This window comes from Nonomuraea gerenzanensis, assembly GCF_020215645.1.
GTDB lineage: Bacteria > Actinomycetota > Actinomycetes > Streptosporangiales > Streptosporangiaceae > Nonomuraea > Nonomuraea gerenzanensis.
In genome coordinates, this window is the sequence record NZ_CP084058.1 from 917,945 (window position 1) to 941,765 (window position 23,821).

A 23,821-nucleotide genomic window follows, 5' to 3' on the forward strand; every position below is an offset into this window, starting at 1 on the left:
GGCAGATCCCCGCACCATCGCTTACTCACACCGCCGTAAAGGCGCGCAGGAGGGACCGTGCTGACCGCGTTTACCCGGGCGTTCCGGACACCGGACCTGCGCAAGAAGTTGCTCTTCACCCTGGGCATCATCGCGCTTTTCCGTCTCGGCTCGGTTCTTCCGACCCCGGGAGTCCACGTCCAGAACCTCGCCGCCTGTTTCGACCAGGCTCGGAGTGGCGACACCGGCAACATCTACGGGATGGTCCAGCTCTTCAGCGGCGGTGCGCTGCTGAAGCTTTCCGTGTTCGCGCTGGGCATCATGCCGTACATCACCGCGAGCATCATTCTCCAGCTGCTCGTCGTGGTCATTCCGCGACTCGAAGCGCTGAAGAAGGAAGGCCAATCCGGCCAGACCAAGATCACGCAGTATACGCGTTATCTGACCATCGGGCTCGCGGTCCTGCAGTCCACCGCCTTCATCGCGCTGGCCCGTACCGGTCAGCTCTTCCCGAACTGCCAGCAGGACGTCCTGCTCGACCCCGACAACATCTTCATGATCGTCACCATGGTGATCATCATGACGGCCGGTACGTCGGTGATCATGTGGCTCGGTGAGCTCATCACCGACCGCGGTGTCGGCAACGGCATGTCCATCCTGATCTTCACGCAGGTCGTCGCGGTCTTCCCCTCCGAGCTGGCGAACATCTTCCAGGCGAACAAGTTCACCTTCGCGGTCGTCATGGTGGTCGGCATCTTCATGATCGCCGCGGTGGTCTTCGTCGAGCAGGCCCAGCGCCGCATCCCGGTGCAGTACGCCAAGCGCATGGTGGGCCGCCGGATGTACGGCGGCACGTCCACCTACATCCCGCTGAAGGTCAACCAGGCCGGCATCATCCCGGTCATCTTCGCCTCCTCGCTGCTCTACCTGCCGCAGCTCATCACGTCGCTCTTCCAGACGAGCGACAACGTGGTGATCACCTGGATCTCGCAGAACCTGGCCACGGGCGACACCCCGATCTACATGGCCACGTTCTTCCTGCTGATCATCTTCTTCACCTACTTCTACGTGTCGATTACGTTCAACCCCACTGAAGTCGCCGACAACATGAAGAAGTACGGTGGATTCATTCCGGGCATCCGCCCCGGCCGTCCGACGGCTGAATACCTGAACTTCGTGCTCACCCGTCTGACCGCGCCCGGCGCGCTCTATCTGGGTCTGATCTCCATGGTCCCGATCGTCGCGCTGGCGGTGGCCGGTGCGAGCCAGAACTTCCCGTTCGGAGGGACGAGCATTCTGATCATGGTAGGCGTCGGCCTGGACACGGTGAAGCAGATCGAGAGCCAGCTGCAGCAGCGTAACTACGAAGGTTTCCTGCGGTAGTGCGTCTCGTTCTGGTTGGGCCCCCTGGAGCGGGTAAGGGGACACAGGCCCAGTACATCGCATCGAACCTGTCCATCCCGAAAATTTCGACAGGTGACATCTTCCGTGCCAACGTCTCCGGCGGCACGGATCTTGGCAAGCTGGCCAAGACGTACATGGACCGTGGTGACCTGGTGCCCGACGAGGTCACCATCGCCATGGTCCGTGACCGTCTGTCCGAGGACGACGCGCAGGACGGGTTCCTGCTCGACGGCTTCCCGAGGAACGTCGCGCAGGCGGAGATCCTGCGGGACATGCTCAAGGACTGGGGCCAGGCGCTCGACCTCGTACTCGAGCTTGTGGTGGACGACGACGAGGTGGTCAGGCGGCTCGCCGGCCGGCGCACCTGCAGCCAGTGCGGGCGCATCTGGCACGTCGAGTTCGACGACAAGAAGGACGACAAGTGTGACGCGTGCGGGGGCGCGCTCTTCCAGCGTGACGACGACAAGGAAGAGACCGTCAGGCATCGCCTGGAGGTCTACCAGGAGCAGACGGCTCCGCTGGTCTCCTACTACGCCGACGAGGGCATCCTCGTGGGCGTCGACGCGACTGGGCCGGTCGAGGAGGTCACTCAGCGGGCCATGGACGCGATCCGGCCGTTCCTGGGTTAGCCCGGTAACGACCGATTTGCGGAGGTGGCACGGGTTTCCGTGCCACCTCGCGGCTATTGTGGGGGAATTGGGCCCCCACTGAGGCCCGTTGAGACCCAGGGGGGCAGAAGATGTTCAAACGCAACAGGCACGGCATCCAGATCAAGTCGCCGGAGCAGCTCGAGAAGATGCGGGCCGCCGGCCTCGTGGTCGGGCGCACGCTCGACCTGCTCAAGCGCTCGGTGGAGCCCGGCATGACGCCGCTCGACCTCGACGTCATCGCCGAGAAGGCGATCAGGGGCGAGGGCGCGATCCCCTCGTTCAAGGGCTACCAGGGCTTCCCCGCCACGATCTGCGCCTCGGTGAACGACGAGGTGGTGCACGGCATCCCGACCAACGCCCGCAAGCTGCGCGAGGGTGACATCATCTCGATCGACTGCGGCGCGATCCTGGAGGGCTGGCACGGCGACTCCGCCGTCACGGTCCCGGTCGGCGAGGTCGACCCGAAGCTGACCGAGCTGATGCGGGTCACGGAGGAGGCCATGTGGCGCGGTATCGCCGCGCTGCGGCCCGGCCGGCACCTGTCCGACATCGGGTACGAAGTCGAGCGTTACGTGAAGTCTCAGGGCCGCTACGGCATCCCTCCGGAGTACGGCGGCCACGGCATCGGCACCGAGATGCACATGGACCCGTGGATCGCCAACCACGGCAAGCCGGGCCGCGGCCCGGCGCTCGAGGAGGGCATGTGCCTGGCCATCGAGCCCATGGTCAACCTCGGCACCGAGCGCACCCGCGTGCTGGCCGACGACTGGACCGTGGTCACGATCGACGGTAAGCACTCCGCACACTTCGAACACAGCGTCGCCGTGACACATAATGGTCCTTGGGTGCTGACCGCCCTAGACGGGGGCGAATCGCGCCTGGCTCAACTTCAGCCCTAGCCGGGAGTGGGTGGGATGGCGAACAGCCCCGAGATGCGTGCCTCCGACGCCGACCGAGACCGGGTCGCCGCCATCCTCCGCGAGCACACCGCGCAGGGTCGCATCACGATGGACGAGTTCAACGAGCGGCTCGAGAACCTCTACCAGAGCAAGACCTACGGCGAGCTGGCCAAGCTGACGTCCGACCTGCCGGACGTGGACCTGCGTCACCTGCCGGTCAAGGCCACCGCGGCGCCCACGCCGCAGCACCAGAACATGCACCCCGGCATGAAGGCCGCGTGGAGCGCCTGGGCGGTGGCCAGCGGCATCAACTGGGTGATCTGGCTGATCGTGAGCATCACGGCCGGCGACCTGATCTATCCGTGGCCGCTGTGGGTGATGGGGCCGTGGGGCGTGATCCTGCTGGTGAGCACGATCTTCGGGAACAACAACGAGCCGAAGAGCACGTAGGGACTTTGTGCAGTAGTGCACTGTGTGAATTCATGCGCAGTGCGGATACGCCCGGCTTCCTAACGTGAGCTGTGTCGACCACGACTCACGGAGGAAAGCACATGCGCAAGGTCCTTGCAGCCACCGCTCTCGCCGGCTCGATGGCGTTCGCCGGTCTGACCCTCGCCCCCGCCGCCCAGGCCGCCACCACCGCGGCGCCCGTCAGCGCCACGCAGGCGACCGGCTCGCTGGGGAGCTGGGGCAAGTTCTACTCCAGCAACAAGAAGGCCTACACCTACGGCAAGACCTACAAGTCCGGTCAGAAGGTCTACACCCACTGGTACGGCAAGGAGTACACCCCCAAGTACGGCTACGTCTGGTTCAAGTACTACTCCGGCGGCAAGTGGTACACCTTCTACAAGAAGTGGAACGGCTCGCACCACGGCGTGTGGTCCGGCAAGGGGATCAAGAAGGTCTACACCTGGACCTGCTGGGGCGGGAAGCACACGTACTGCGGCTCGCGGCACCGCATCTACGGATAGCGGTCATGGCCTTGGGCCCCCCGGGGAGTCTCCGGCGGGCCCTTCGCTGTGTGTGTCAGGCACCCTAGGCGTGGGGTAGACTCTGCCATGGTTGTGTCAGGACACCTGGCACGCGTTTCGCGTTTTAGGCTCAGGTGTCGTACACTCCTTAGTCGGCTCACTATGACTTTCCACGCGTCGGCGATCCTTGCCGATCGTCGCTCTCTTCGAAGCGTGAAGGTCGCGGCTGCGTAGTGAACCGGAGCCTCAGACGACCGATCAGTGAAACGCGAGGAATTTTGGCCAAGAAAGACGGCGCCATCGAGATCGAGGGCACTGTGGTCGAATCGCTCCCGAACGCCATGTTCCGGGTGCAGCTCGACAACGGCCACAAAGTCCTGGCCCACATCAGCGGACGAATGCGGATGCACTACATCCGAATTCTTCCTGACGACCGGGTTGTCGTTGAGCTGAGCCCCTACGACCTGAGTCGTGGGCGGATCGTCTACCGATACAAGTAAAGACGTCTGAGGACACGAAGGACAATGAAGGTAAAGCCGAGCGTCAAGAAGATCTGCGACAAGTGCAAGGTGATCCGCCGGCACGGTCGCGTCATGGTGATCTGCGACAACCTGCGCCACAAGCAGCGCCAGGGTTAGTCGCCGCAAGGCTTCTCCGAGTCCGCCCCGCCAGGGTGCGGGCTCGATGCATGAGGAGCCTGCAACAAGTAGTCGCGTCCCACACCTGAGCAGGCGGTGTCTCACTGAACCGCTCAGGAGACCCCCGGTCGGAGGCCGGGGCCCTCACCCCGGGCATTGGGGAGGGGTAGTGCGGCGCAAGACCTCCGCCACAAAGAAGGAGAATGCCCGACCATGGCTCGCCTGGTTGGCGTCGACCTCCCCCGCGACAAGCGGCTGGAGATCGCTCTCACCTACATCTACGGAATCGGCCGCACCCGCGCCCAGGAGATCCTCCAGGCCACCGGCGTGAGCGGCGACCTGCGCGTGCACCAGCTCTCCGACACCGAGCTCGTCCCGATGCGTGACTACATCGAGGCGAACTTCAAGATCGAGGGTGACCTGCGCCGCGAGGTCCAGGCCGACATCCGCCGCAAGATCGAGATCGGTTGCTACCAGGGCATTCGGCACCGCAAGGGCCTGCCCGTGCACGGTCAGCGCACGCAGACCAACGCGCGCACCCGTAAGGGCAAGAAGAAGACCGTCGCCGGCAAGAAGAAGCCCGGTAAGAAGTAGTCCCGCAGCCGCGGACCGAAGACCTCAGGAGTGAAGGCAAAGAATGCCTCCTAAGAGCCGCCAGGGCGCGCCGAAGAAGGTGCGCCGCAAGGAGAAGAAGAACGTCGCTCACGGGCACGCCCACATCAAGAGCACGTTCAACAACACGATCGTCTCGATCACCGACCCCAACGGGAACGTGATCTCCTGGGCCAGCGCCGGCCACGTGGGTTTCAAGGGCTCCCGCAAGTCCACCCCGTTCGCCGCCCAGATGGCCGCCGAGAACGCCGCCCGCCGCGCCATGGAGCACGGCATGCGCAAGGTCGACGTCTTCGTCAAGGGTCCCGGCTCCGGCCGTGAGACCGCGATCCGCTCGCTGCAGGCCACCGGCCTGGAGGTGGGTTCGATCCAGGACGTCACCCCGGTTCCGCACAACGGTTGCCGGCCGCCGAAGCGCCGCCGCGTCTGAATTAGCCCAGGAGATACAGAGAAATGGCTCGTTACACGGGCGCGGACTGCAAGCTCTGCCGTCGCGAGAAGACCAAGCTCTTCCTCAAGGGCAGCAAGTGCGAGTCCGCCAAGTGCCCCATCGAGATCCGTCCTTACCCCCCGGGTGAGCACGGCCGCGGACGCCCCAAGGAGTCCGAGTACCAGCTTCAGCTTCGCGAGAAGCAGAAGACCCGCCGCATCTACGGCGTCCTCGAGAAGCAGTTCCACAACTACTACGAGGAGGCCGCGGGCAAGACCGGCAAGTCGGGTGAGGTGCTGCTCCAGATCCTGGAGAGCCGGCTCGACAACGTCGTCTACCGCGCCGGGTTCGCGCAGTCGCGTGACGCCGCCCGCCAGCAGGTCCGTCACGGGCACTTCCTGGTGAACGGCAAGAAGGTCGACATCCCGTCGTACCGCGTTCGCGAGCACGACATCATCGAGGTCCGCGAGACCAAGCGCAACCTGATGCCGTACGAGGTGGCCCGCGCCACCGCCGGCGAGCGCACGGTTCCCGCGTGGCTCGGCGTCGTGCCCGAGAAGCTCCGCGTCCTGGTTCACCAGCTGCCGGTCCGCCAGCAGATCGACACCCAGGTCCAGGAGCAGCTCATCGTCGAGTACTACTCGAAGTAAGTAGTATCTCGTCCGGTCGGGGCGCGGCATGCCGTGTCCCGACTAGGCTGTTTATCGGAGTGGCGTCATATAGCGGTCGCCACACGAAAAAAGGGGAGACCCGCACATGCTGATCGCTCAGCGTCCGACTCTGCTCGAAGAGTCGATCGACGAGACCCGGTCCCGGTTCGTCATCGAGCCGCTGGAGCCGGGCTTCGGTTACACCATCGGCAACTCTCTGCGCCGTACGCTGCTGTCGTCCATCCCGGGCGCGGCCGTGACGAGCATCCGCATCGAGGGCGTGCTGCACGAGTTCTCGACCGTTCCTGGGGTCAAGGAAGACGTCACCGACATCATCCTCAACCTCAAGGAGCTGGTCGTCTCCTCCGAGCACGACGAGCCGGTCGTGATGTACCTGCGCAAGCAGGGCCCGGGTGAGGTCACCGCCGCCGACATCGCGCCGCCGGCCGGTGTCGAGGTGCACAACCCCGAGCTGCGCATCGCCACGCTCAACGGCAAGGCGAAGCTGGAGATGGAGCTGACCGTCGAGCGCGGTCGCGGCTACGTCTCCGCGGCGCAGAACAAGCAGCCGGGCCAGGAGATCGGCCGGATCCCGATCGACTCCATCTACTCCCCGGTGCTCAAGGTCACCTACAAGGTCGAGGCCACCCGAGTCGAGCAGCGTACCGACTTCGACCGCCTCATCCTGGACGTCGAGACCAAGCCGGCCATGAAGCCCCGCGACGCGGTGGCCTCCGCCGGTAAGACCCTCGTCGAGCTCTTCGGCCTGGCCCGCGAGCTCAACGTCGAGGCCGAGGGCATCGACATCGGCCCGTCGCCGACCGACGCCGCTCTCGCGGCCGACCTGGCGCTGCCGATCGAGGAGCTCAACCTCACCGTCCGCTCCTACAACTGCCTCAAGCGCGAGGGCATCCACACCGTGGGTGAGCTCGTCGCCCGCAGTGAGCAGGACCTGCTCGACATCCGCAACTTCGGCGCCAAGTCGATCGAAGAGGTCAAGCAGAAGCTGCACGAGATGTCGCTGGCGCTCAAGGACTCCCCGCCCGGGTTCGACCCGAGCGCGGTGGCCGGCGGCGGCTACGACGACGACGACAGCGCGTACGTCGAGACCGAGCAGTACTGATTCTCAAGATAGCGCGGGCCCCCGCCGTGGGGGCCTGGCGGCTCGACCCCGGTACCTGGTACGGCCGGGGCGGGTGACACTCCAAGGAGATATGACATGCCCAAGCCCACCAAGGGTGCACGTCTTGGCGGCAGCCCGGCGCACGAGCGGCTGATCCTGGCCAACCTGGCCACGGACCTGTTCCGCCACGGCAAGATCCGCACGACGGTCGCCAAGGCCAAGCGCCTGCGCCCGCTGGCGGAGCGCCTGATCACCAAGGCGAAGAAGGGCGACATCCACAACCGGCGTCAGGTCCTGACCGTCGTTCGGGACAAGGGCGTCGTGCACCACCTCTTCACCGAGCTGGCGACGACGTTCGCCGAGCGTCCCGGTGGCTACACCCGGATCACCAAGATCGGTGCGCGTAAGGGCGACAACGCCCCGATGGCGGTCATCGAGCTGGTGACCGAGCCGCTGAACGGCGTCACCACCCGCCGCACCGAGGCTCCGGCTGCCGCCGCTGCCCCGGCTGCCGCTCCGGCTGAGGAGGAGACCAAGGCCGAGGCTGACGAGGCTCCGGCCGCCGAGACGGCCGAGGACTCCGCCGACAAGGCTGCCGACAAGGCTGAGGCCCCCGCCGAGGAGGCTGCCGCCGAGGAGGCGCCCGCCGCCGAGGCGAAGAAGGACGAGGCCTGATCTTTCAGGCTGGTTGAGACGGGCCCGGATCCCCTCGCGGGGGTCCGGGCCCGTTTCTGTTTCTGCACCTGCACCTGAGGGAGAACCACATCGTGCTACGGCTTCGCCTCGATCTCGCCTACGACGGGACGGACTTCTCCGGGTGGGCCAGGCAGCCGGGGCTGCGGACGGTCCAGGGGGAGATCGAGCAGGCGCTGGGCCGGATCCTGCGGCTCGACGGGCCCGTCATGCTGACCGTGGCCGGGCGTACCGACGCGGGGGTGCACGCGCGGGGGCAGGTGGCCCACGTGGACGTGCCTGAGGCGGCGCTGGGGGAGCTCGACGGGAACCGGGGGCCCCTGGACGTCCATGAGCGGCTCGCTGCGCTCGTGCGACGGCTGGGCGGGGTCCTGGAGCCCGATGTACGGATTTATCGGGTCTCCGTGGCTCCTGAGGGCTTTGACGCGCGATTCTCCGCGATGTTCCGGCGGTACGCGTACCGGGTGAGTGACGCTCCCGGGGGTGTGGACCCGCTGCGGCGGCGCGAGATCGTCTGGCACAACCGGCCGGTGGACCTCGGCGCCATGAACGCGGCCGCCTCGCGGCTGATCGGCGAGCACGACTTCGCGGCGTTCTGCAAGAAGCGCGAGGGGGCCACCACGATCAGGGAGCTGCAGCGGCTGGAGTGGGCCCGGCGGCCGGACGGCGTGCTGGAGGCGACGGTGGTGGCCGACGCGTTCTGCCACTCGATGGTGCGGGCGCTGGTCGGCTCGCTGCTGGCGGCCGGTGACGGGCGGCGGCCGGTGGAGTGGCCGGGTCAGGTGCTGGCGCGGGCCGTACGGGACTCGGGGGTGCATGTCGCGCCCGCGCACGGGCTGTGCCTGGAAGAGGTCGGGTACCCGCCGGAGGCCGAACTCGCCGCGCGGGCGCGCGCCACGCGGCGAGTACGGACGGCGGGCTCAGCCCTTGGTGATGCGGCGCTCCAGCACGAGTGAGGTCTGGTCCCGGAACTCCCCGCTGACCTTGGGCAACGTCTTGTCCTTGGCCTCCGGCGTGTGGCCGTCGGCATGGGTGGCGTAGCTGAAGACGATGTAGCGGCCCCAGACCAGGCCCGCCGCGTAACCGCCCGCGATGTGCACCCGCTCGCCCCCCGAGGACCTCGGGCCGGGCAGCGGGCGGAACCAGATGTTGCGACCCAGGTCCTTGGTCTGGTCGGCGGTCGTGGCGGCGTTCTTGTCAGGCAGGACGGCGATGCCGGTGGTGACGGCGTAGCGGCGCTTGCTGTCGACGTAGGTGGCCCTCAGCACGCGGCTGCACTTGTGCTCCTTCAGCGCGTCGGCGAACGCGCCCGTGGCCGCCTTGTCGCAGGTCGTCTCCATGTCGGCCTTGACCCTGGTGAACGTGGTGCCGGCCGCGTCGACCTTCTTCTTCGGGAACGCCTCCGACAGCGACAGCTTCTGCGGGTCGGTCTGCTCCGAGTTCAGGATCGAGGTGCCCGCGGCCTCCGGCGGGGCGGACTGCGCGACCGTGGGCGGTGGCACGCTGGCGCGGGTCGCGGCCGTCGTGGGCGGGGCGTTGCTGACGGCCTGGAAGGCGAAGAAGCCGCCCGTCGCCACGCCTGCGAGCGCGAGCGCGCCCAGCGTCACCAGCAGGGCTCGCTTGCTCCTGGCCGGTGGCGGGGGTGGTGGCGGGGTCTGGAACGGGGGCTGCTTGAACGCGCCCGGCGGGAAGACCGGGGCGCCTGCCTGGGGTCTGGGCAGGTCCAGGGACGTGGACGGGCGCTGGCCCCAGGTGTCTCTGGAGAAGGGGAGCTCGGGCAGTTTGTCACCGGTGGGGGGTGTGGGCGGCCAGACGGGGACGTCGCCTGGCTCGGCTGGGCGGTTGGACGGGTTCGAGGTGGCTTCTGGGTGGTCTTCCGTCGCCACGGGGGCTGACAGGGGCAGGGGGAGGCCCAGGCGGGTGTCCTCGGGCTGGAGGTCTTCGTCCTGGTGCGGGGTGACGGTGGTGGAGTCGTCGGGTCTGTCGTGGTGCGGGGGGAAGCCGTGGGGCGGTGTGGTGGCGTCCTCCGGTGGCGGGGCCGGGAGGTGGGTGGGGCGGGGGCCGGCGGGGTTGGTGGCGTCCTGCTCCGAGGGGGCGGGAGTGCCCTGAACGGCGTCCCGTTTGGCGGCTTCTGGGTCGAAGTAGTGGGCTGGGCGGGGGATGCCGTCGGGGTTGGTGGCGTTCGGGTCGAAGGCCGTGGGGTGGGGGATGTTCGGGTCGAAGGTGGCGTTCGGGTCGAACGGCGGGGGGAGGTTCGGCTCGTCGGGCTCGGCCTCCAGCTCCCCTGTGGCGGCCGGCCACGGGGGGATCGCGTGCGGGTCCGAGACCGGGGCGGGCCAGGTGGGCATGCCCGCGGCGGCGGCGGTGAACGCTGGGGGCGGCTCCCACGGCGGTGCGCCCGGCACCACCGGGTCCACCGGCCATCGGCCCGTTTCGTGCTGCGGCTGGTCCCAGGGGCGGATGTCCTGCATGCGGCCTGGGCGAGTCCGGTCGTCATCCGGCTGCCACTGCTGGTCGGGGGTGCCGAACGGGGTGAAACCGGCTGGGGGCGCGCCGAAGGGCTGCTGGTAGGCGGGCGGGATGAAGCCCTGGTCGGCGGGCGCCTGGTGGCCGGGTTGCGGGTCGAACGGTGGGTTGCCTGTGGCTGCTTCTTGGCCCGGCTGGGAGGCGAACGGCGGATGACCGGCGGTCGGCTCGTGGCCGCCGGGCTGGGCGCTGAACGGCGGGTGGGCTGTGGCCGGTTCCTGGCCGGGCTGGGCGCTGAACGGTGGATGACCGGCGGTCGGCTCGTGGCCGGGCTGGGCGGCGAACGGCGGGTGGGCCGCCGATGGCTCCTGGTCGGGCTGCTGCGGCGCGAACGCGTGCTGGTCGCGCGCGTGGTCGGTGGGGGGCTCCCAGCTGGGGTGGTGCGCCGCGAAGGCGTGCTCGCCCCGCATGGGCCGGCCGCCTGAGGGCTGGTCGCCCTGCCCCGGGCCGCCCTGCGCCTCGGGCTGGCCGCCGAAGGGCGGGTGGCCCGCTGACGGGTCGTAGTCGGGCTGGGGTGGTGCGAAGGGGTGCTGGCCCGGCTCTGGTGTGAGGCCGTGGTCGGGGTGGGTGGGGTCGGAGAACCAGTCGTATGGGGCGGCGTCGTCGCCCGGCACCTCCCATGGCTGGGCGCCGGGCGACGGCTCGTCATCGGACGGCGGCCCCTGCAGGACGGGTGGGACGGGACGCGCGTCGGCGTCCGCCGCCTCGTCGGATGGAGTGAACGCCGCTGGAACGTCTCGCCCGTCGGTCTGGCCGAAGCTCGGCGGTGGCGTCGCGGGGGCGGCCGAGCGGTCGGCCTCCCTGCGATCGTGCTCAGACCCGGGTTCCTGGCCACGCATAGCTGGAGCCTAGCGAGAGTAGCGAGATCGTTATGTCGGTATGGGCGTTCCCACAGGCATCACGAGTTCCCTACATGCGCATATGCCCCACAAAGACCCGTCAGCTCAGTGCGCTGCCGGAGAGCGCCCGATGCTCCAGGGCCTGGAACACGGTGGCCTGGGTGATGTCGTTGATGGCCTCGGAGATCCGCTTCTGTCCCTTCGAGTCGGGCTTCGTGCCGTCCTTGTTCTGGAACCAGACCAAGAGCGCGTAGTGCCCGAACGTGGACACCTTCGCGCCGCCGGCACCCGAGCCGAGGAGCTTCGTGACGCTGTCCTTGCCCGCCAGCGGCTTGACGTAGTTCTGGTCGTTGCCGCTCTTGGCGACCTTGGTCGCGTTCTTGCTCGTGCTGAGGTTCGCCACGCCGACGGTGCCGATCACCTTGCCCGCCTTGTCGCGGAAGCTGGCCCGCAGGAACTGGGTGCACTTGGCGGCCTTGAGCGCCTTCTTCAGGTCATCGCCCAGGGCGCCGTCGTCGCACTTCTTGTCCTTGCTGGTGACCGTCATCTCGTAGCCGCGGCCCGAGACCGTGAACTTCTTCTTCGAGCCGAAGACCTCCTTGACCGAGATCGCGTCCGGGTCGGTCTTGCGGTCGGCCGCGAACCCGTACTTGCCGGGCGGGGCCGACGGCAGGGGTGCCGAGGTCTGCCTGGGGGAGGCGGTCTGGGCCGAGGTGGAGGTGTCGGCGTTCCACATCAGGTAGAGGCCGCCGCCGAGCAGGCCGAGCACGACCACGCCGCCGATCGTGGCCAGCAGCGGGCCGCGCGAGCGGCCGCCCTCGTCGTACGGGCTCCAGCCGACCTTGCTCTGCGGGGTGCGGGTGGTGTCGTCGGGCTTGTCCGTCTGGTCGGCCTCGTCGGACGCCTTGCGGTCCTTACGGGAACGGCGGCCCTTGCCGATCGCCGGTCCGTCGTCGTCCAGGGGGTCGGCGAAGGGGTCTCTGCCGCGGCTGCCCTTCTCGTTGCCGTCGGGGTCGGCGGCGCGCTTGCCACGGCGACCCGGGCCACGACCTTCCGCACCGCCGTCAGGGCCGGGACCGCCCGGGCCGGAGCCCGGTCCGCCCGGGCCGGAGCCCGGCCCACCGGGGCCTTGCCCACCGGGGCCGGCTTGCCCACCGAGGCCGCCTGGGCCTCCGGGACCGCCTGGGCCTCCCGGACCGCCTGGGCCTCCCGGACCTTGTCCGCCGGGGCCCTGCGGGCCGGGGCCGCTCAGCCCACTGCCGAAGGGGCCGCCGGAGAAGGGGTCGCCACCGAACGGATCGGCGCCGAAGGGGTTGCCGGGCTGCGGGCCGCTCTGGGGGCCGCTCTGGGGGCCGCCGGAGGGTCGGCCTGGGCCACCGCCCGGACCGCCACCAGGACCCGCGCCGGGGCCGCCGAAAACGCCGCCTGGGCCACCGCCCGGGCCCTCACCCGGGCCGCCGCCTGGGCCGTTGCGAGGGCCGTTGCCGGGGCCCTCACCGGGGCCGCCGCTGGTGAAGAAGCTGCCGGAGTCGCCGGCTGCGTGGCCGCCCAGGCGTCCGCCACCGCCGGGCCCGCCGCCTTGCCTGCTGTCAGGCCCGCCGCCCGCAGGCCCGCCGCCGGGACCGCCGCCGGGGCCGCCCGGGCCGTTGCTGGTGAAGAAGCTGCCGGAGGGGCCGCCGAAGCCGCCCGGCCCGCTGTCGAAGGGGTCGCGGGGGCCGTTCTCGAACGGGTCGCGGGACGCGCTGTCGAACGGGTCGCGGGGCCGGTTGCCGAAGGGGTCGGTGGCGCCGTTGCCCGAGGGCCGGTCGGCGCCGTTGCCCGAGGGGCCGCCGGAGAAGAAGCCGCCTGAGGATCCGTTGCCGGAGGGGTCGCCGTTCGCCGGGTTGCGGCTGGTGAAGAAGCCGCCGGAAGGTCCGTTGCCGGAGGGGCCGCCGTTCATGAAGGAACCGCCGTCACCGGGGCCGCCACCGAAGAGGGCATCGTCGTCGGGGGCGCCGCCCCTGGGGGCGCCACCCTGGCCCTTCTGGCCGCCCCCCATCCCGTAGGGGGCGCTGCCCGTGCCGTTCTCACGTTCCCCACTGCCGTTGGAAACCATGCGGCGACATTACCGTGATGTTCGTCATTGGGTTCCGAAGTCCTGAGTCCACCATGGTCCTCCGGGCCCGGACGCGACGCCGACGCCGATGGCCTTCAGGCCGCAGTCCAGGATGTTCTTGCGGTGGTCGGGGCTGCCCATCCAGCCGTTCACCGCCTCCCGGGCGGTGCCGTACCCGGCGCCGATGTTCTCGGCGGCGCCCCAGCGGTAGCCGGCGCGCTCCATCCGGTCCCAGGGCGAGGCCCCGTCGGGGGAGTTGTGCGACAGCCGCCCCGTACGGGCCATCTCCAGGGAGTGCGCGCGGGCGGAGCGGGTGAGCGCGGCGTCCACCCGCAGCGGCTCGCAGCCGCGCCGCGCCCGGGCGGAGTTGGTCAGGGTGACGACCTCGGACGCCCACCCCGCGATCACCCGCACCCCGTCGTCCTGGGGGTCGGCGACCACCGCGGGGTCGTCCTGGGTGTTGAAGCCGTCGATCTGGTCCTTGGGAGACCTGGTCGGCGTGGGGGTGACCGTGTCGCGGGGCGACTTCTTGGTGGTGATGCCGCGGGGGATGCGCTCGGCCTGCGGCTGCGCTTTCCTGGCCGCCGTGGGCGCGGGGTTGGCGGTGGCGGCGGCCGGCGGGGCGGTCTCGTTCAGGTAGACGTGCGGGGTGGGCTCGGGGCCGTTGGTCAGGCGGCCGATGAGCACGCCCGTGAAGAGCACGGCCAAGAGGCAGGTCAGCAGACCCAGTCGGCTCCGGCGCCGAAGGCCGCGCTGGGTTTGCCGGGTGTGAGAGATCCGCCACATACCGCCGCTAACGATAGAGATGTCTGGTCCTGGGAAAGAAGGGGTCCAAGGGAAACGAAATCGAACCGTTCTGCGGTCGGGTAGACTCGCCTCGGGTTACCGGTCACTTTGACCTGCACGCCTTTGGGCGGGTAGCTTAGGTTCGTTGTGTGCATAGGTCCAGCGTGACCAATGCGCGGCGCGTCCGGCGTCATCTCCCGTGTTGAGGAGACGGAAGGTCCGGGCCGTCGTGTGCCCGCACCGACCGACCAATGTAGCTGTCGCATCCGACAGCGCCGAAGACGCGAGCATAAAGAAGGCTACGACCGTGCGCACGTACTCACCGAAGCCCGCCGACGTCCAGCGTCAGTGGTACGTCATCGACGCGACCGATGTCGTGCTGGGCCGGCTGGCCAGCCACGTCGCGACCCTGCTCCGCGGCAAGCACAAGCCGATCTTCGCGAACCACGTCGACACCGGTGACTTCGTCATCGTCATCAACGCCGACAAGATCGCGCTGAGCGGTAACAAGCGTGAGCAGAAGAAGGCGTACCGCCACTCGGGCTACCCGGGCGGTCTGCGTTCCGTCAGCTATGGCGAGCTCATGGACAAGCGCCCCGACAAGGCCGTCGAGAAGGCCGTGAAGGGCATGCTGCCGAAGAACTCCCTCGGTCGGAAGATGGCCAAGAAGCTGAAGGTCTACGCGGGTTCCGAGCACCCGCACCAGGCCCAGCAGCCGGTGCCGTTCGAGATCACCCAGATCGCCCAGTAGTAGTTCGAAAGAGTTAGAGGAGAACCGTGGCTGAGCCCACCGGTGTCGAGACGGCCGTAGAGACGGCCGAGCTGGAGGACTACTCCGGCGAGGACTTCCCGTCCGAGTACACCACCGAGTCCGCCGCCAGCGCTGACGCTCCCGTGCGCAAGCCCGTCACCACGGGCAACTCGTACGGCACCGGCCGCCGCAAGGAGGCGATCGCCCGCGTGCGCATCGTCCCCGGCACCGGCAAGTGGACGATCAACGGTCGTTCGCTGGACGTCTACTTCCCCAACAAGGTCCACCAGCAGATCGTCAACGAGCCCTTCGTGGTGCTCGGCGCCGAGGAGGCGTTCGACGTCATCGCGCGCATCGATGGCGGCGGCGTCACCGGCCAGGCCGGCGCGCTGCGCATGGGTCTGTCCCGCGCCCTGGCGATCCTGGACGTCGAGGTCAACCGCCCGCCGCTGAAGAAGGCCGGCTTCCTCACCCGTGACGCCCGCGCCACGGAGCGGAAGAAGTACGGCCTCAAGAAGGCCCGTAAGGCTCCGCAGTACAGCAAGCGCTAAGTTGGCGCGCCTTTTCGGCACCGACGGGGTACGTGGGGTCGCTGGTCGCGACCTCACGGCGGAGCTCGCCATGGACTTGTCCGTGGCGGCGGCGCACGTCCTCGGCGATGCAGGCGCGTTCGCCGCTACCGGACGTCGTCCGGTGGCGGTCGTGGGCCGGGACCCGCGTGCCTCGGGAGAGTTTCTCGAGGCCGCCGTGGTCGCCGGCCTCGCGGCGTCTGGAGTGGACGTGCTGCGCCTCGGCGTGCTGCCCACCCCGGCCGTCGCCCACCTCACCGCCGCGCTCGGCGCCGACCTCGGCGTCATGTTGTCGGCCTCGCACAACCCGGCGCCCGACAACGGCATCAAGTTCCTGGCGCGCGGCGGCTTCAAGCTGTCCGACGCGGTCGAGGACGAGATCGAGCGGCGCCTCGGTGAGGAGTGGAGCTTCCCCGTCGGCTCCGGCGTGGGCCGCGTGCGCGACGCGTACGGGGAGGCCGACCGCTACATCTCGCACGTGCTGACCACGATGGGCGCGCCGCTCGACGGGCTGAGCGTGGTGGTCGACTGCGCCCACGGGGCCGCCCACATGGTGGCGCCCGAGGCGCTGGTGCGTGCGGGGGCCAGGGTCGAGGCCATCGGCGCCAGGCCCGACGGCCTGAACATCAACGCCGGCCACGGCTCGACCCACCTCGACAAGCTCCAGCAGATCGTCATCTCGCGCGGAGCCGACCTGGGCGTGGCCTACGACGGCGACGCCGACCGCTGCCTGGCGGTCGACCACACGGGCGCGGTCATCGACGGCGACCACATCATGGCCATCCTGGCCGCCGCCATGCACCGCGAGGGTCTGCTGGCCAAGGACACCGTGGTCGCGACCGTGATGTCCAACCTGGGCTTCAAGCTGGCGATGCGCGACGCGGGCATCACCGTGGTGGAGACCGCGGTGGGCGACCGCTACGTGCTGGAGCGGATGAAGTCCGACGGCTTCAACCTCGGCGGCGAGCAGTCGGGGCACGTCATCATGCTCGACCACGCCACCACCGGCGACGGACTGCTCACCTCGCTGCACCTGCTGGGCGTGGTGGCCAAGTCGGGCGTGCCGCTGAAGGAGCTGGCCGCGGTGATGACGCCGCTGCCCCAGATCCTGATCAACGTCAAGGACGTCGACAAGGGCAAGGCCTCGGTGCCCGAGCTCGTCGCCGCCGTCGCCGAGGCGGAGGCGGAGCTGGGGGAGACCGGCCGGGTGCTGATCCGGCCGAGCGGGACCGAGCCCATGATCCGGGTCATGGTGGAGGCCGCCTCCGAGGAGCACGCCACCCAGGTGGCGGGACGGCTGGCCGACGTCGTGCGTACGGCCTGCGTCTGACGATCGATCGTTCACCGGGTGCGAAGCCGTGCCCGGTGAACGTTTCTCATCACAGCCCCTGCCGTTCGGGCAGGTCGATGACCCCGGTGAGGGCCAGCAGCACCAGCGCGGCCAGTGCGGCGACGACCGCCCACGTCACGGGATGCCCGAGGTTCAGCGTCCAGCTCTGGCCGAAGCGGGCGTGCAGGACGACGGCCGGGTCCTGGCGGTTGGCGTAGACGGTGCCGGCGAGGAACCAGTGCCGGTCGTCGTCACGCTGGACGAGCCCGGAGTCCTCCTTCTCCTCGCCCGGCAGGGCGGGCAGGCGGTGCCCTCCCTGCCCGGCGCGCCACTCCCAGGCGAGCGGGCCCAGCACGAGAGCGGCGAGCGGGAGCGCGGCGGCCGCGGTGCCGACGGCGGCGACCTCCCAGAGCCGCAGCGCCGCGATGAACAGCGAGAAGTTCACGCAGGCGGCGCCGAGCAGGGAGAGCCGCGCCATGCCGCGCAGGTAGACGCGGTACCTGCGGGCCGATCCCGCCGGGCGGGCGGCGTCGAGGTCGGGTCGGGCGCGCAGCAGGACCACGGTCAGCGCCGGTAGAGCCAGGGTGACCGCCACCTGGAACAGCACCGGCTCGAAGGCGGCGAGCGCGGTGGTGGGCGCGCGCCGGGCGGGGTCGACGCCGACCCCGTGGAAGTGCGCCAGCGTGGCCGGCAGGGCGTCGTAGCGCCACCAGCCGAGCGCGGCGGTGGCCAGGGTGATCGCGACCGCGGGCAGGATCCAGCGCCAGGGCATTCGGACGGGGTCCGAGCGGAACGAGGTGTCGACGGTGACGCCCTGGCGCCTGCCGACGAGCCAGCGGCCTGCCTGCTTGGCGGCGCGTATCCGGCGGTGGGCCCGGTGGTACAGCGCCAGGCACGTCATGCCGAACGCGGCGAGCCAGAGCCGGCCGAAGGCGGCGGCGAGCGGGGCGGACAGGACCATGGCCAGGAGCACCAGCCGCACGTAGGCGCGCCGCTGGGCGATCACGGCCGGGTCGGCCGCGCGGTCGCCGGGAACGCGCACGCCGAACGGCAGCGTGGGTTGGGCGAGCGCGGGCGTGATCAGCGCGACGCAGCCGATCAGCACGACGGTGGCCAGGGTCGCGACGACCGGCGTCACGTGACCGCCCTCTCCGGCACGAGCGGCGCGGGGCCCTGGCCCGCGCCCGCCCTGCCCTGCGCATGCTCTTGGCGCGGCCCGGCTTTCCCCTGCGCATGCTCTTGGCCCGGCCCGGCCTTCCCCTGCGTGGGGACGCCCGCCTGCCCGAACCCCGCCAGCAGCTCCGCGCACTGACGCAGGACCTCCTCGTGCGTGAGGCCGTGCACGCTGGCCTCCGCGAGCAGCACGCGCATGCGCTCGCGCCACTGCTCGCCGAAGCCGGGATCCGGCGCTCCCGAGCGCGGGTCGCGCCTGATGACCGCGCCGCTCTTGCGGTTGACGCGGATGACGCCCTCCTGCTTGAGCAGGTCGTACGCCTTGTTCACGGTGTGGAAGTTGATCCCGAAGTCGGTGGCGAGCCGGCGGGTGGAGGGCAGCGGATCGCCCTCCCTGGCCTCACCACGCGCGACGGCCTCCACGACCCGGTCCCTGATCTGCTGGTAGATCGGGACGTCGCTGTCGAGATCGAGGGTCAGGTTCACGCGCCCATTCTATCTGCTATAGATGTAATAGAACAGATGGAGATGGGAGGTCGGCATGACTGAAGTGGAGATCCGGACATGATCGAGGTGCGCGGCCTGAGCAAGTCGTTCGGCCCGGTGCGGGCGGTCAGCGAGTTGAGCTTCGAGGTCGCGCCGGGCACCGTGACGGCGTTCCTCGGCCCGAACGGCGCGGGCAAGACCACCACGATGCGCATGCTGCTGGGCCTGGTCAGGCCCAGCGCGGGCAGCGCCACCATCGGCGGGCGCCGCTACGCCGACCTGCCCAGCCCGTCGTCGCAGGTCGGCGCGGTGCTCGACACCTCGGGCTGCCACCCCGCGCACTCCGTCCACGACCACCTGCGGGTCTATGCCCGCATGGGCGGGCACCCCCGCTCGCGGGTGGCCGAGGTCATGGAGCTGACCGGGGCGGTGGCCTTCGCCGGGCGCAGGACGCGCACGCTGTCCACCGGGATGCGGCGCCGGGTGCAACTGGCCACCGCGCTGCTCGGCGATCCGGCGGTGCTGGTGCTGGACGAGCCGGCCAACGGCCTGGACCCCGAGGGCATCGCCTGGCTGCGCGGCTTCCTGCGCGACCTCGCCGGGCAGGGGCGCGCGATCCTGGTCTCCAGCCACGTCCTGAGCGAGGTGGAGCAGGTGGCCGGGCAGGTCGTGATGATCCGGCAGGGCCGGCTGGTCACGGCGGGCCCGGTGCGCGACCTGTACGGGGCGGCGGCCGTACACGTGCGCTCGCCGCAGGCGGAACGGCTGCGGGCCGCCCTGCGCGGTGGGGGCGTCACCGTGGAGGCGCGGCAGCCCGGCGTCCTGCGCGTGCGGGGACTGACCGCTCCCGAGATCGCCGCCGCCGCGGCGCGGCACGGCATCGCGCTGCACGAGCTCACCCAGGAAAGGCCCACGCTCGAACAGGCTTTCCTCGACCTCACGGGAGGCACCTCATGACCTGGCACCTCATGACCCCCCACCTCATGACCCCCCACCTCATGACCTGGCACCGCGCGTCCGCGCTCCTCGCAGCGGAGCGGTACCGCCTGACGGCCTCCCGGCTGCCCCTGTGGGGGGCGGTCGGGGCGCTCTGCAGCGGCGGCTTCATCGGGCTGCTCGCCCTCGTCGGGCCGGAGAACTTCCAGCCGCCGCTGCCCGGCCTGGCCACGGAGCAGGGCACCCGCATGCTGCTGGGGATGCTGGGCATCCTGGCGTTCGTGCCCGCGCTGATCGGCACCACCGCGGTCGCCGCGGAGCACCGCCACCAGACGATCACGACCACCGCCCTCTTCGTCCCCAGGCGGTGGCAGACGCTGCTCGCCAAGCTGGCCGTCCACGCGGTCGCGGGGCTGGCCTACGGGCTGCTCAGCGCGGCCGTGGCCGGTGCCGCGCTCTTCGCGGTGGCCGGGGCCAAGGGGATCACGCCGGGTCTGCCCGCCGCCGCCGTGCTGGCGCTGCTGGTCAGGATCGCGCTGGCGATGGCCGCGTACCTGCTGGTCGGGGTGGCGGTCGGGGCGCTGCTGCCCAACCAGGTCGCCGCGCTGGCCGTGCTCGGCGGCTACTTCTACCTCGTCGAGACCGCGCTGCTGGTGGTCCCCGGCGCCAACCTGCTCTACCCGTACCTGCCGGGCGGGGCAGCGGCGGCGCTGACCGGGTTCACGTACCTGGCCGACGCCGTCGCGGCGCAGACCGGCGGGGCCGCCGTCGGTCTGCTGCCCGCCTGGCTGGGGGCCGCGGTGCTGCTCGCGTACGCGCTGCTGGCCGCGCTCGTCGCGATCGCGGCCCCGCTGCGCAGGGACATCACGTGAGCGGGCCGGCCCGCGGCTACTCGTCGCCTGTGAGGGAGAAGACCCGCAGGCGCTGCCCGGCCCAGAAGACCGCGCCGAGAGTGACCACGATCAGCGCCGGGACGGCGAAGCCGAGTGTGACGTCGGCCTTGAGGAAGGGCGAGTCGCTGAGCTGGTCGGCGATCGACTGGCCCCAATACTGGATGGAGAACCTGCGGGCGCCCGGGATGAGGTTGCCCACCAGGCTCTCCCAGACCAGGGCGTAGATGATGCCGATCGTGACCGCGTGCCGGGTGATGACGCCGAGCAGCAGGAAGACGGCGGCGTAGGCGATGCCGGCGACGAGGGTGCCGACGGCGAAGCCGGTGGCGATGCCGTCCTCGGCGCCGATCAGCAGCCAGGCCGCGACATAGGTGGGCACGGCTCCGAAGACCGCCAGCAGCGAGGCGGCGACCAGGAACTTCGTCCGGATGATGACCGGGCGCGAGATCGGCTTGGACATCAGGTGGATGATGGTGCCGTCGTCGATCTCCGGGGCGATGACGCCGGTGCCGGCGATCAGGCCGAGCAGCGGCAGCATGGTGCTGATGGCGAAGCTCTGCATCAGCAGCACGGCCGAGCGCTGGTCGCCGCTGCCCACGAGGCGGAACAGCACGGCCAGGGCGATCAGGGCGAGCGGGAGCAGCAGGAGCAGGATGATGCGTCGGCGGCCCAGCAGGGCGCGGTAGGTGATGCCCGCAACCACGGTGTTCATTCAGGAGCTCCTGTTGATCAGGTAGGAGAAGACGCTCTCCAGGTCCTCGTCCGCCGGGGAGACCTCGTGCAGGCGTACGCCCTCGTCGCGGGCGACCCGGGGCAGCAGGCGGGCGAAGCGGCGGAACTCGGTGGCCTGGACCTCCAGGCCGTCGGGGCGCAGCGTGATGCCGCCGGTCGAGGCGTCGCGGACGAGGGCGGCGGCGAGCTTCCTGTCGTCGCTGGAGCGGATCATGAACAGGTGCGGCCGGTCCGTCATCAGCCGCCTGATCTCGCGGAAGTTGCCCGACGCCGCGTGCCGGCCGGCGACCAGCACCTCGATGTGCTGGGCGACCCGCTCGACCTCCTCCAGGATGTGGGAGCTGAACAGGATCGTCTTGCCCGCCGTGCCCATCGAGCGGATCAGGTCCATGAGGTGCAGGCGCTGGCGCGGGTCCATGCCGTTGAACGGCTCGTCCAGGAGCAGGACGGGCGGGTCGTGGACGAGGGCGGCGGCGACCTTGACGCGCTGGCGCATGCCCTTCGAGTACGTCTCGACCCGCCGGTCCTTGGGCTCCTCCATCTCCACGGTGGCCAGCGCCTTGCGGGCGGCCTCCACGGGGTCGGGCAGGCTGTGCAGGCGGGCGGCGGAGAGCACGAACTGCCAGCCGGTCAGGAAGCCGTAAACGCCCTCCTTTTCCGGCACTAGGCCGATATTTCGGTAAATGTGGTGGTTCTTCCATACGGAAGTGCCGTCCAGGGTGACCGTGCCGCCCGAGGGGGACAGGAAACCGGCCATCATGTGCAGGAGCGTCGACTTGCCCGCGCCGTTCGGTCCGAGCAGGCCCGTGACACCGGGCCCGATCGTCATCGTGACGTCGTTGACCGCCACCACGTTGCCGTACCAGCGCGACACCTGCGAGAGCTCGATCTTCATCGCGCGGCCGCCTTCCTGTAACGCAGTGCGAGAGCGGCCAGGCCGGCGGCGATCAGCAGCACCAGGACCACGGCCGAGGCGAGGCCGCTGGGGTAGGCGGCGTCCTCGATGGAGTGCCGCGGGGTGCCGAACAGCCAGTGCTGCACGGAGTCGACCAGCCAGAACGGGTTGGCCAGCCACGCCCACGCGGCCGCGGACTCGTTGCCCGTCGAGTACAACGAGCCGTAGACGATCGGGACCGAGGCCGACGACAGCAGGTAGACCGTGATGACGGAGGCCACGCCGAGCCCGCGCCGCGGCGTGAACGAGGCCAGCGCCAGCCCGAAGGCCGACAGCAGCACCGCCAGCAGCAGGGTCATGAGCATGGCGCCGAGGTACTCGCCCGTGGCGGGCGGCCCCGGCATGTCCACCACCAGCTCGCCCAGGTAGATCAGCGTGAGCGGCACCGCGATCAGCGCGAACACCGCCACGGTCATCGCCGCCACCTTGGCGCCGACGTACTCGGTGATCGTGACCGGCCGCGAGAGGTAGAGCGGCAGCACGCGGTAGCGCAGGTCGGGCGCGACCACCGTGGGCGCCTGCGCGGCCAGGAAGATGGCCACCACGGCCTGCATGATGACGGCGAACCCGCTGTAGGCGATGCCGCGCTGCTTCAGCAGGGCCATCAGGGCGATGCTGACGACGGCGGGCATGAGCATGATGGCGGCCAGCGCGAACGGCACGATCTTGCTGCGCGCCGGGCGGCCGAGACCGAAGACGCCGCGCAGGCTGTGCACGGCCAGCGCCCTGGTGGAGTAGCCGCGGCCGAGCCGGGGGCCGTCGTAGTGGCGGTAGCCGATGTCGTAGATCTCAGACATGGGCGACCTCCTCCCTGAAGACGTCCTCGATGCGGTGGCGTCCCTGTTCGAGGCGGATGAGTGCCAGGTCCAGCTCGGCCGTGGCGTCGCGGATGCTGTCGAACGTCTCGGGGCCGAGCACCTTGACCACCAGCAGGCGCCCCTGCCGCGAGACGGTCTGCCCGCCGGCTGAGAGGCGGGCGGCCAGCTCGTCGAGCCCCTCGTCCACCTCGACCGTCACGGTCTGCGTGGCCTGCGTGAACTCGCCGATCGCCGACGAGCGCAGCAGCCGCCCCGCGTCGATGACGACGACGTGGTCGCAGATGCGCTCCAGCTCGCCGAGCAGGTGGGAGGTGACCAGCACGCTGATGCCGAACTCGGTGCCGATGCGCCGGATCAGCGTCAGCATCTCGTCGCGGCCGCGCGGGTCGAGGCCGTTGGTGGGCTCGTCCAGGAAGACCAGCTTGGGGTCGTGGACGAGCGCCTGGGCCAGCTTGACCCGCTGCTTCATGCCGGTCGAGTAACCCCCGACCGGCCGGTAGCGCTCTTCGGCCAGGCCGACGTGGCGCAGCACGTCGGCGGCGCGCTCGCGGGCGGCGGTGCGCGGCAGGCCGGACATCCGGGCGAGGTGGACGACCAGCTCGGTGGCGGAGACGTCGGGGGGCAGGCATTCGTGCTCGGGCATGTAGCCGACGAGGCGGCGGATCTCGGCGCCCTGCGCGGTGACGTCCAGGTCCAGCACGCGCGCGCTGCCGCCGGACGGCGGCAGCAGGCCGAGCAGGATCTTGATCAGCGTCGACTTGCCCGCGCCGTTCGCGCCGACCAGCCCGGTCACGCCGGGCCCCACGGTGACCGTGAGCTGGTCGACCGCGGTGACGGTGGGGAAACGTTTGGTCAGCCCCTCGGTGGCGAGGATGTGCATGTG

The 23,821-nt window shown here is 70.1% G+C and carries 27 protein-coding genes; 18 read left to right on the forward strand and 9 right to left on the reverse strand.

The window, feature by feature from the left end; genetic code table 11:
- The first annotated feature begins 57 nt into the window (after positions 1 to 57).
- The 13 genes from secY (at position 58) to truA (ending at position 9,005) form a co-directional block, all read left to right on the forward strand.
- The gene (gene secY, locus LCN96_RS04795; protein WP_225271355.1) at positions 58 to 1,362 is read left to right on the forward strand and encodes a preprotein translocase subunit SecY; all 1,305 of its coding nucleotides are present in this window, start codon (positions 58 to 60) and stop codon (positions 1,360 to 1,362) included.
- Positions 1,362 to 2,012 carry an adenylate kinase gene (locus LCN96_RS04800; protein ID WP_080043223.1) on the forward strand — a complete coding sequence of 217 codons (651 nt, stop codon included), beginning with the start codon at positions 1,362 to 1,364 and terminating at the stop codon, positions 2,010 to 2,012. Before secY ends, LCN96_RS04800 begins: the two co-directional genes overlap by 1 nt.
- A 110-nt stretch (positions 2,013 to 2,122) precedes the next feature.
- Positions 2,123 to 2,932, forward strand: coding sequence for a type I methionyl aminopeptidase (gene map / locus LCN96_RS04805; protein WP_225271356.1), 810 nt, complete (start codon positions 2,123 to 2,125; stop codon positions 2,930 to 2,932).
- 15 nt (positions 2,933 to 2,947) lie between these two features.
- Positions 2,948 to 3,382 (forward strand): DUF1707 SHOCT-like domain-containing protein, encoded by a 435-nt coding sequence (locus LCN96_RS04810; RefSeq protein WP_225271357.1) that lies wholly within the window; start codon positions 2,948 to 2,950, stop codon positions 3,380 to 3,382.
- Positions 3,383 to 3,483: 101 nt separating this feature from the next.
- Entirely contained in the window at positions 3,484 to 3,903 is a 420-nt protein-coding gene (locus LCN96_RS04815) for a hypothetical protein (protein WP_225271358.1), read from the forward strand.
- Between the two features lie 278 nt (positions 3,904 to 4,181).
- Positions 4,182 to 4,403 carry a translation initiation factor IF-1 gene (infA, locus tag LCN96_RS04820; protein ID WP_012887858.1) on the forward strand — a complete coding sequence of 74 codons (222 nt, stop codon included), beginning with the start codon at positions 4,182 to 4,184 and terminating at the stop codon, positions 4,401 to 4,403.
- 24 nt (positions 4,404 to 4,427) lie between these two features.
- The gene (gene rpmJ, locus LCN96_RS04825; RefSeq protein ID WP_003956441.1) at positions 4,428 to 4,541 is read left to right on the forward strand and encodes a 50S ribosomal protein L36; all 114 of its coding nucleotides are present in this window, start codon (positions 4,428 to 4,430) and stop codon (positions 4,539 to 4,541) included.
- A gap of 213 nt (positions 4,542 to 4,754) precedes the next feature.
- Entirely contained in the window at positions 4,755 to 5,135 is a 381-nt protein-coding gene (rpsM, locus tag LCN96_RS04830; protein WP_043623489.1) for a 30S ribosomal protein S13, read from the forward strand.
- Between the two features lie 43 nt (positions 5,136 to 5,178).
- Positions 5,179 to 5,583, forward strand: a complete 405-nt coding sequence (rpsK, locus tag LCN96_RS04835) for a 30S ribosomal protein S11 (RefSeq protein WP_020542285.1) — start codon at positions 5,179 to 5,181, stop codon at positions 5,581 to 5,583.
- A 23-nt stretch (positions 5,584 to 5,606) separates the two neighbouring features.
- On the forward strand, positions 5,607 to 6,233 hold the full coding sequence (gene rpsD, locus LCN96_RS04840) for a 30S ribosomal protein S4 (protein ID WP_148439685.1): 627 nt from the start codon (positions 5,607 to 5,609) through the stop codon (positions 6,231 to 6,233).
- Between the two features lie 106 nt (positions 6,234 to 6,339).
- The gene (locus tag LCN96_RS04845) at positions 6,340 to 7,356 is read left to right on the forward strand and encodes a DNA-directed RNA polymerase subunit alpha (RefSeq protein WP_043623495.1); all 1,017 of its coding nucleotides are present in this window, start codon (positions 6,340 to 6,342) and stop codon (positions 7,354 to 7,356) included.
- 96 nt (positions 7,357 to 7,452) lie between these two features.
- On the forward strand, positions 7,453 to 8,031 hold the full coding sequence (gene rplQ / locus LCN96_RS04850) for a 50S ribosomal protein L17 (RefSeq protein WP_225271359.1): 579 nt from the start codon (positions 7,453 to 7,455) through the stop codon (positions 8,029 to 8,031).
- 92 nt (positions 8,032 to 8,123) lie between these two features.
- Positions 8,124 to 9,005 carry a tRNA pseudouridine(38-40) synthase TruA gene (truA, locus tag LCN96_RS04855; protein ID WP_225271360.1) on the forward strand — a complete coding sequence of 294 codons (882 nt, stop codon included), beginning with the start codon at positions 8,124 to 8,126 and terminating at the stop codon, positions 9,003 to 9,005.
- Here truA and LCN96_RS04860 read toward each other — a convergent pair.
- The 3 genes from LCN96_RS04860 to LCN96_RS04870 form a co-directional block, all read right to left on the reverse strand.
- Positions 8,970 to 11,414 carry a hypothetical protein gene (locus LCN96_RS04860; protein WP_225271361.1) on the reverse strand — a complete coding sequence of 815 codons (2,445 nt, stop codon included), beginning with the start codon at positions 11,412 to 11,414 and terminating at the stop codon, positions 8,970 to 8,972. The two genes, truA and LCN96_RS04860, sit on opposite strands and share 36 nt — an antisense overlap.
- 100 nt (positions 11,415 to 11,514) lie before the next feature.
- Entirely contained in the window at positions 11,515 to 13,509 is a 1,995-nt protein-coding gene (locus LCN96_RS04865; protein ID WP_225276302.1) for a hypothetical protein, read from the reverse strand.
- Positions 13,510 to 13,533: 24 nt separating this feature from the next.
- A complete protein-coding gene (locus LCN96_RS04870) occupies positions 13,534 to 14,211 on the reverse strand; it encodes a CAP domain-containing protein (protein WP_225271362.1) in 678 nt (225 codons plus the stop codon).
- 391 nt (positions 14,212 to 14,602) lie between these two features.
- On the opposite strand from LCN96_RS04870, the gene rplM reads away from it, so the two are divergent.
- The 3 genes from rplM to glmM are packed head-to-tail and all read left to right on the forward strand — an operon-like array spanning position 14,603 to position 16,945.
- On the forward strand, positions 14,603 to 15,046 hold the full coding sequence (gene rplM, locus LCN96_RS04875; RefSeq protein ID WP_106236123.1) for a 50S ribosomal protein L13: 444 nt from the start codon (positions 14,603 to 14,605) through the stop codon (positions 15,044 to 15,046).
- A gap of 26 nt (positions 15,047 to 15,072) precedes the next feature.
- Positions 15,073 to 15,597: a 30S ribosomal protein S9 gene (gene rpsI, locus LCN96_RS04880; RefSeq protein WP_080043211.1), complete on the forward strand. Its 525-nt coding sequence runs from the start codon at positions 15,073 to 15,075 to the stop codon at positions 15,595 to 15,597.
- 1 nt (position 15,598) lies between these two features.
- Positions 15,599 to 16,945, forward strand: a complete 1,347-nt coding sequence (glmM, locus tag LCN96_RS04885; protein WP_225271363.1) for a phosphoglucosamine mutase — start codon at positions 15,599 to 15,601, stop codon at positions 16,943 to 16,945.
- A 49-nt stretch (positions 16,946 to 16,994) separates the two neighbouring features.
- On the opposite strand, the gene LCN96_RS04890 is transcribed toward glmM, so the two are convergent.
- On the reverse strand, positions 16,995 to 18,083 hold the full coding sequence (locus tag LCN96_RS04890; RefSeq protein ID WP_225271364.1) for a DUF1648 domain-containing protein: 1,089 nt from the start codon (positions 18,081 to 18,083) through the stop codon (positions 16,995 to 16,997).
- Positions 18,080 to 18,604, reverse strand: a complete 525-nt coding sequence (locus LCN96_RS04895; protein ID WP_225271365.1) for a GntR family transcriptional regulator — start codon at positions 18,602 to 18,604, stop codon at positions 18,080 to 18,082. The genes LCN96_RS04890 and LCN96_RS04895 overlap by 4 nt, the downstream gene beginning before the upstream one ends.
- Positions 18,605 to 18,682: 78 nt before the next feature.
- Between LCN96_RS04895 and LCN96_RS04900 the strand changes: the two genes are divergently transcribed.
- Positions 18,683 to 19,561, forward strand: coding sequence for an ABC transporter ATP-binding protein (locus LCN96_RS04900; protein ID WP_225271366.1), 879 nt, complete (start codon positions 18,683 to 18,685; stop codon positions 19,559 to 19,561).
- Positions 19,558 to 20,412, forward strand: coding sequence for an ABC transporter permease (locus tag LCN96_RS04905; protein WP_225271367.1), 855 nt, complete (start codon positions 19,558 to 19,560; stop codon positions 20,410 to 20,412). Before LCN96_RS04900 ends, LCN96_RS04905 begins: the two co-directional genes overlap by 4 nt.
- A 16-nt stretch (positions 20,413 to 20,428) precedes the next feature.
- Here the strand turns inward: LCN96_RS04905 and LCN96_RS04910 are convergent, their stop codons facing one another.
- From LCN96_RS04910 to LCN96_RS04925, 4 genes are read right to left on the reverse strand one after another with little or no spacing between them, the layout of a single operon-like run.
- Positions 20,429 to 21,145, reverse strand: coding sequence for an ABC transporter permease (locus tag LCN96_RS04910; RefSeq protein ID WP_225271368.1), 717 nt, complete (start codon positions 21,143 to 21,145; stop codon positions 20,429 to 20,431).
- A complete protein-coding gene (locus LCN96_RS04915) occupies positions 21,146 to 22,060 on the reverse strand; it encodes an ABC transporter ATP-binding protein (RefSeq protein ID WP_225271369.1) in 915 nt (304 codons plus the stop codon).
- Positions 22,057 to 22,917, reverse strand: coding sequence for an ABC transporter permease (locus LCN96_RS04920; protein WP_225271370.1), 861 nt, complete (start codon positions 22,915 to 22,917; stop codon positions 22,057 to 22,059). Before LCN96_RS04920 ends, LCN96_RS04915 begins: the two co-directional genes overlap by 4 nt.
- Positions 22,910 to 23,818, reverse strand: coding sequence for an ABC transporter ATP-binding protein (locus LCN96_RS04925; protein WP_225271371.1), 909 nt, complete (start codon positions 23,816 to 23,818; stop codon positions 22,910 to 22,912). Before LCN96_RS04925 ends, LCN96_RS04920 begins: the two co-directional genes overlap by 8 nt.
- Positions 23,819 to 23,821 lie beyond the last annotated feature (3 nt).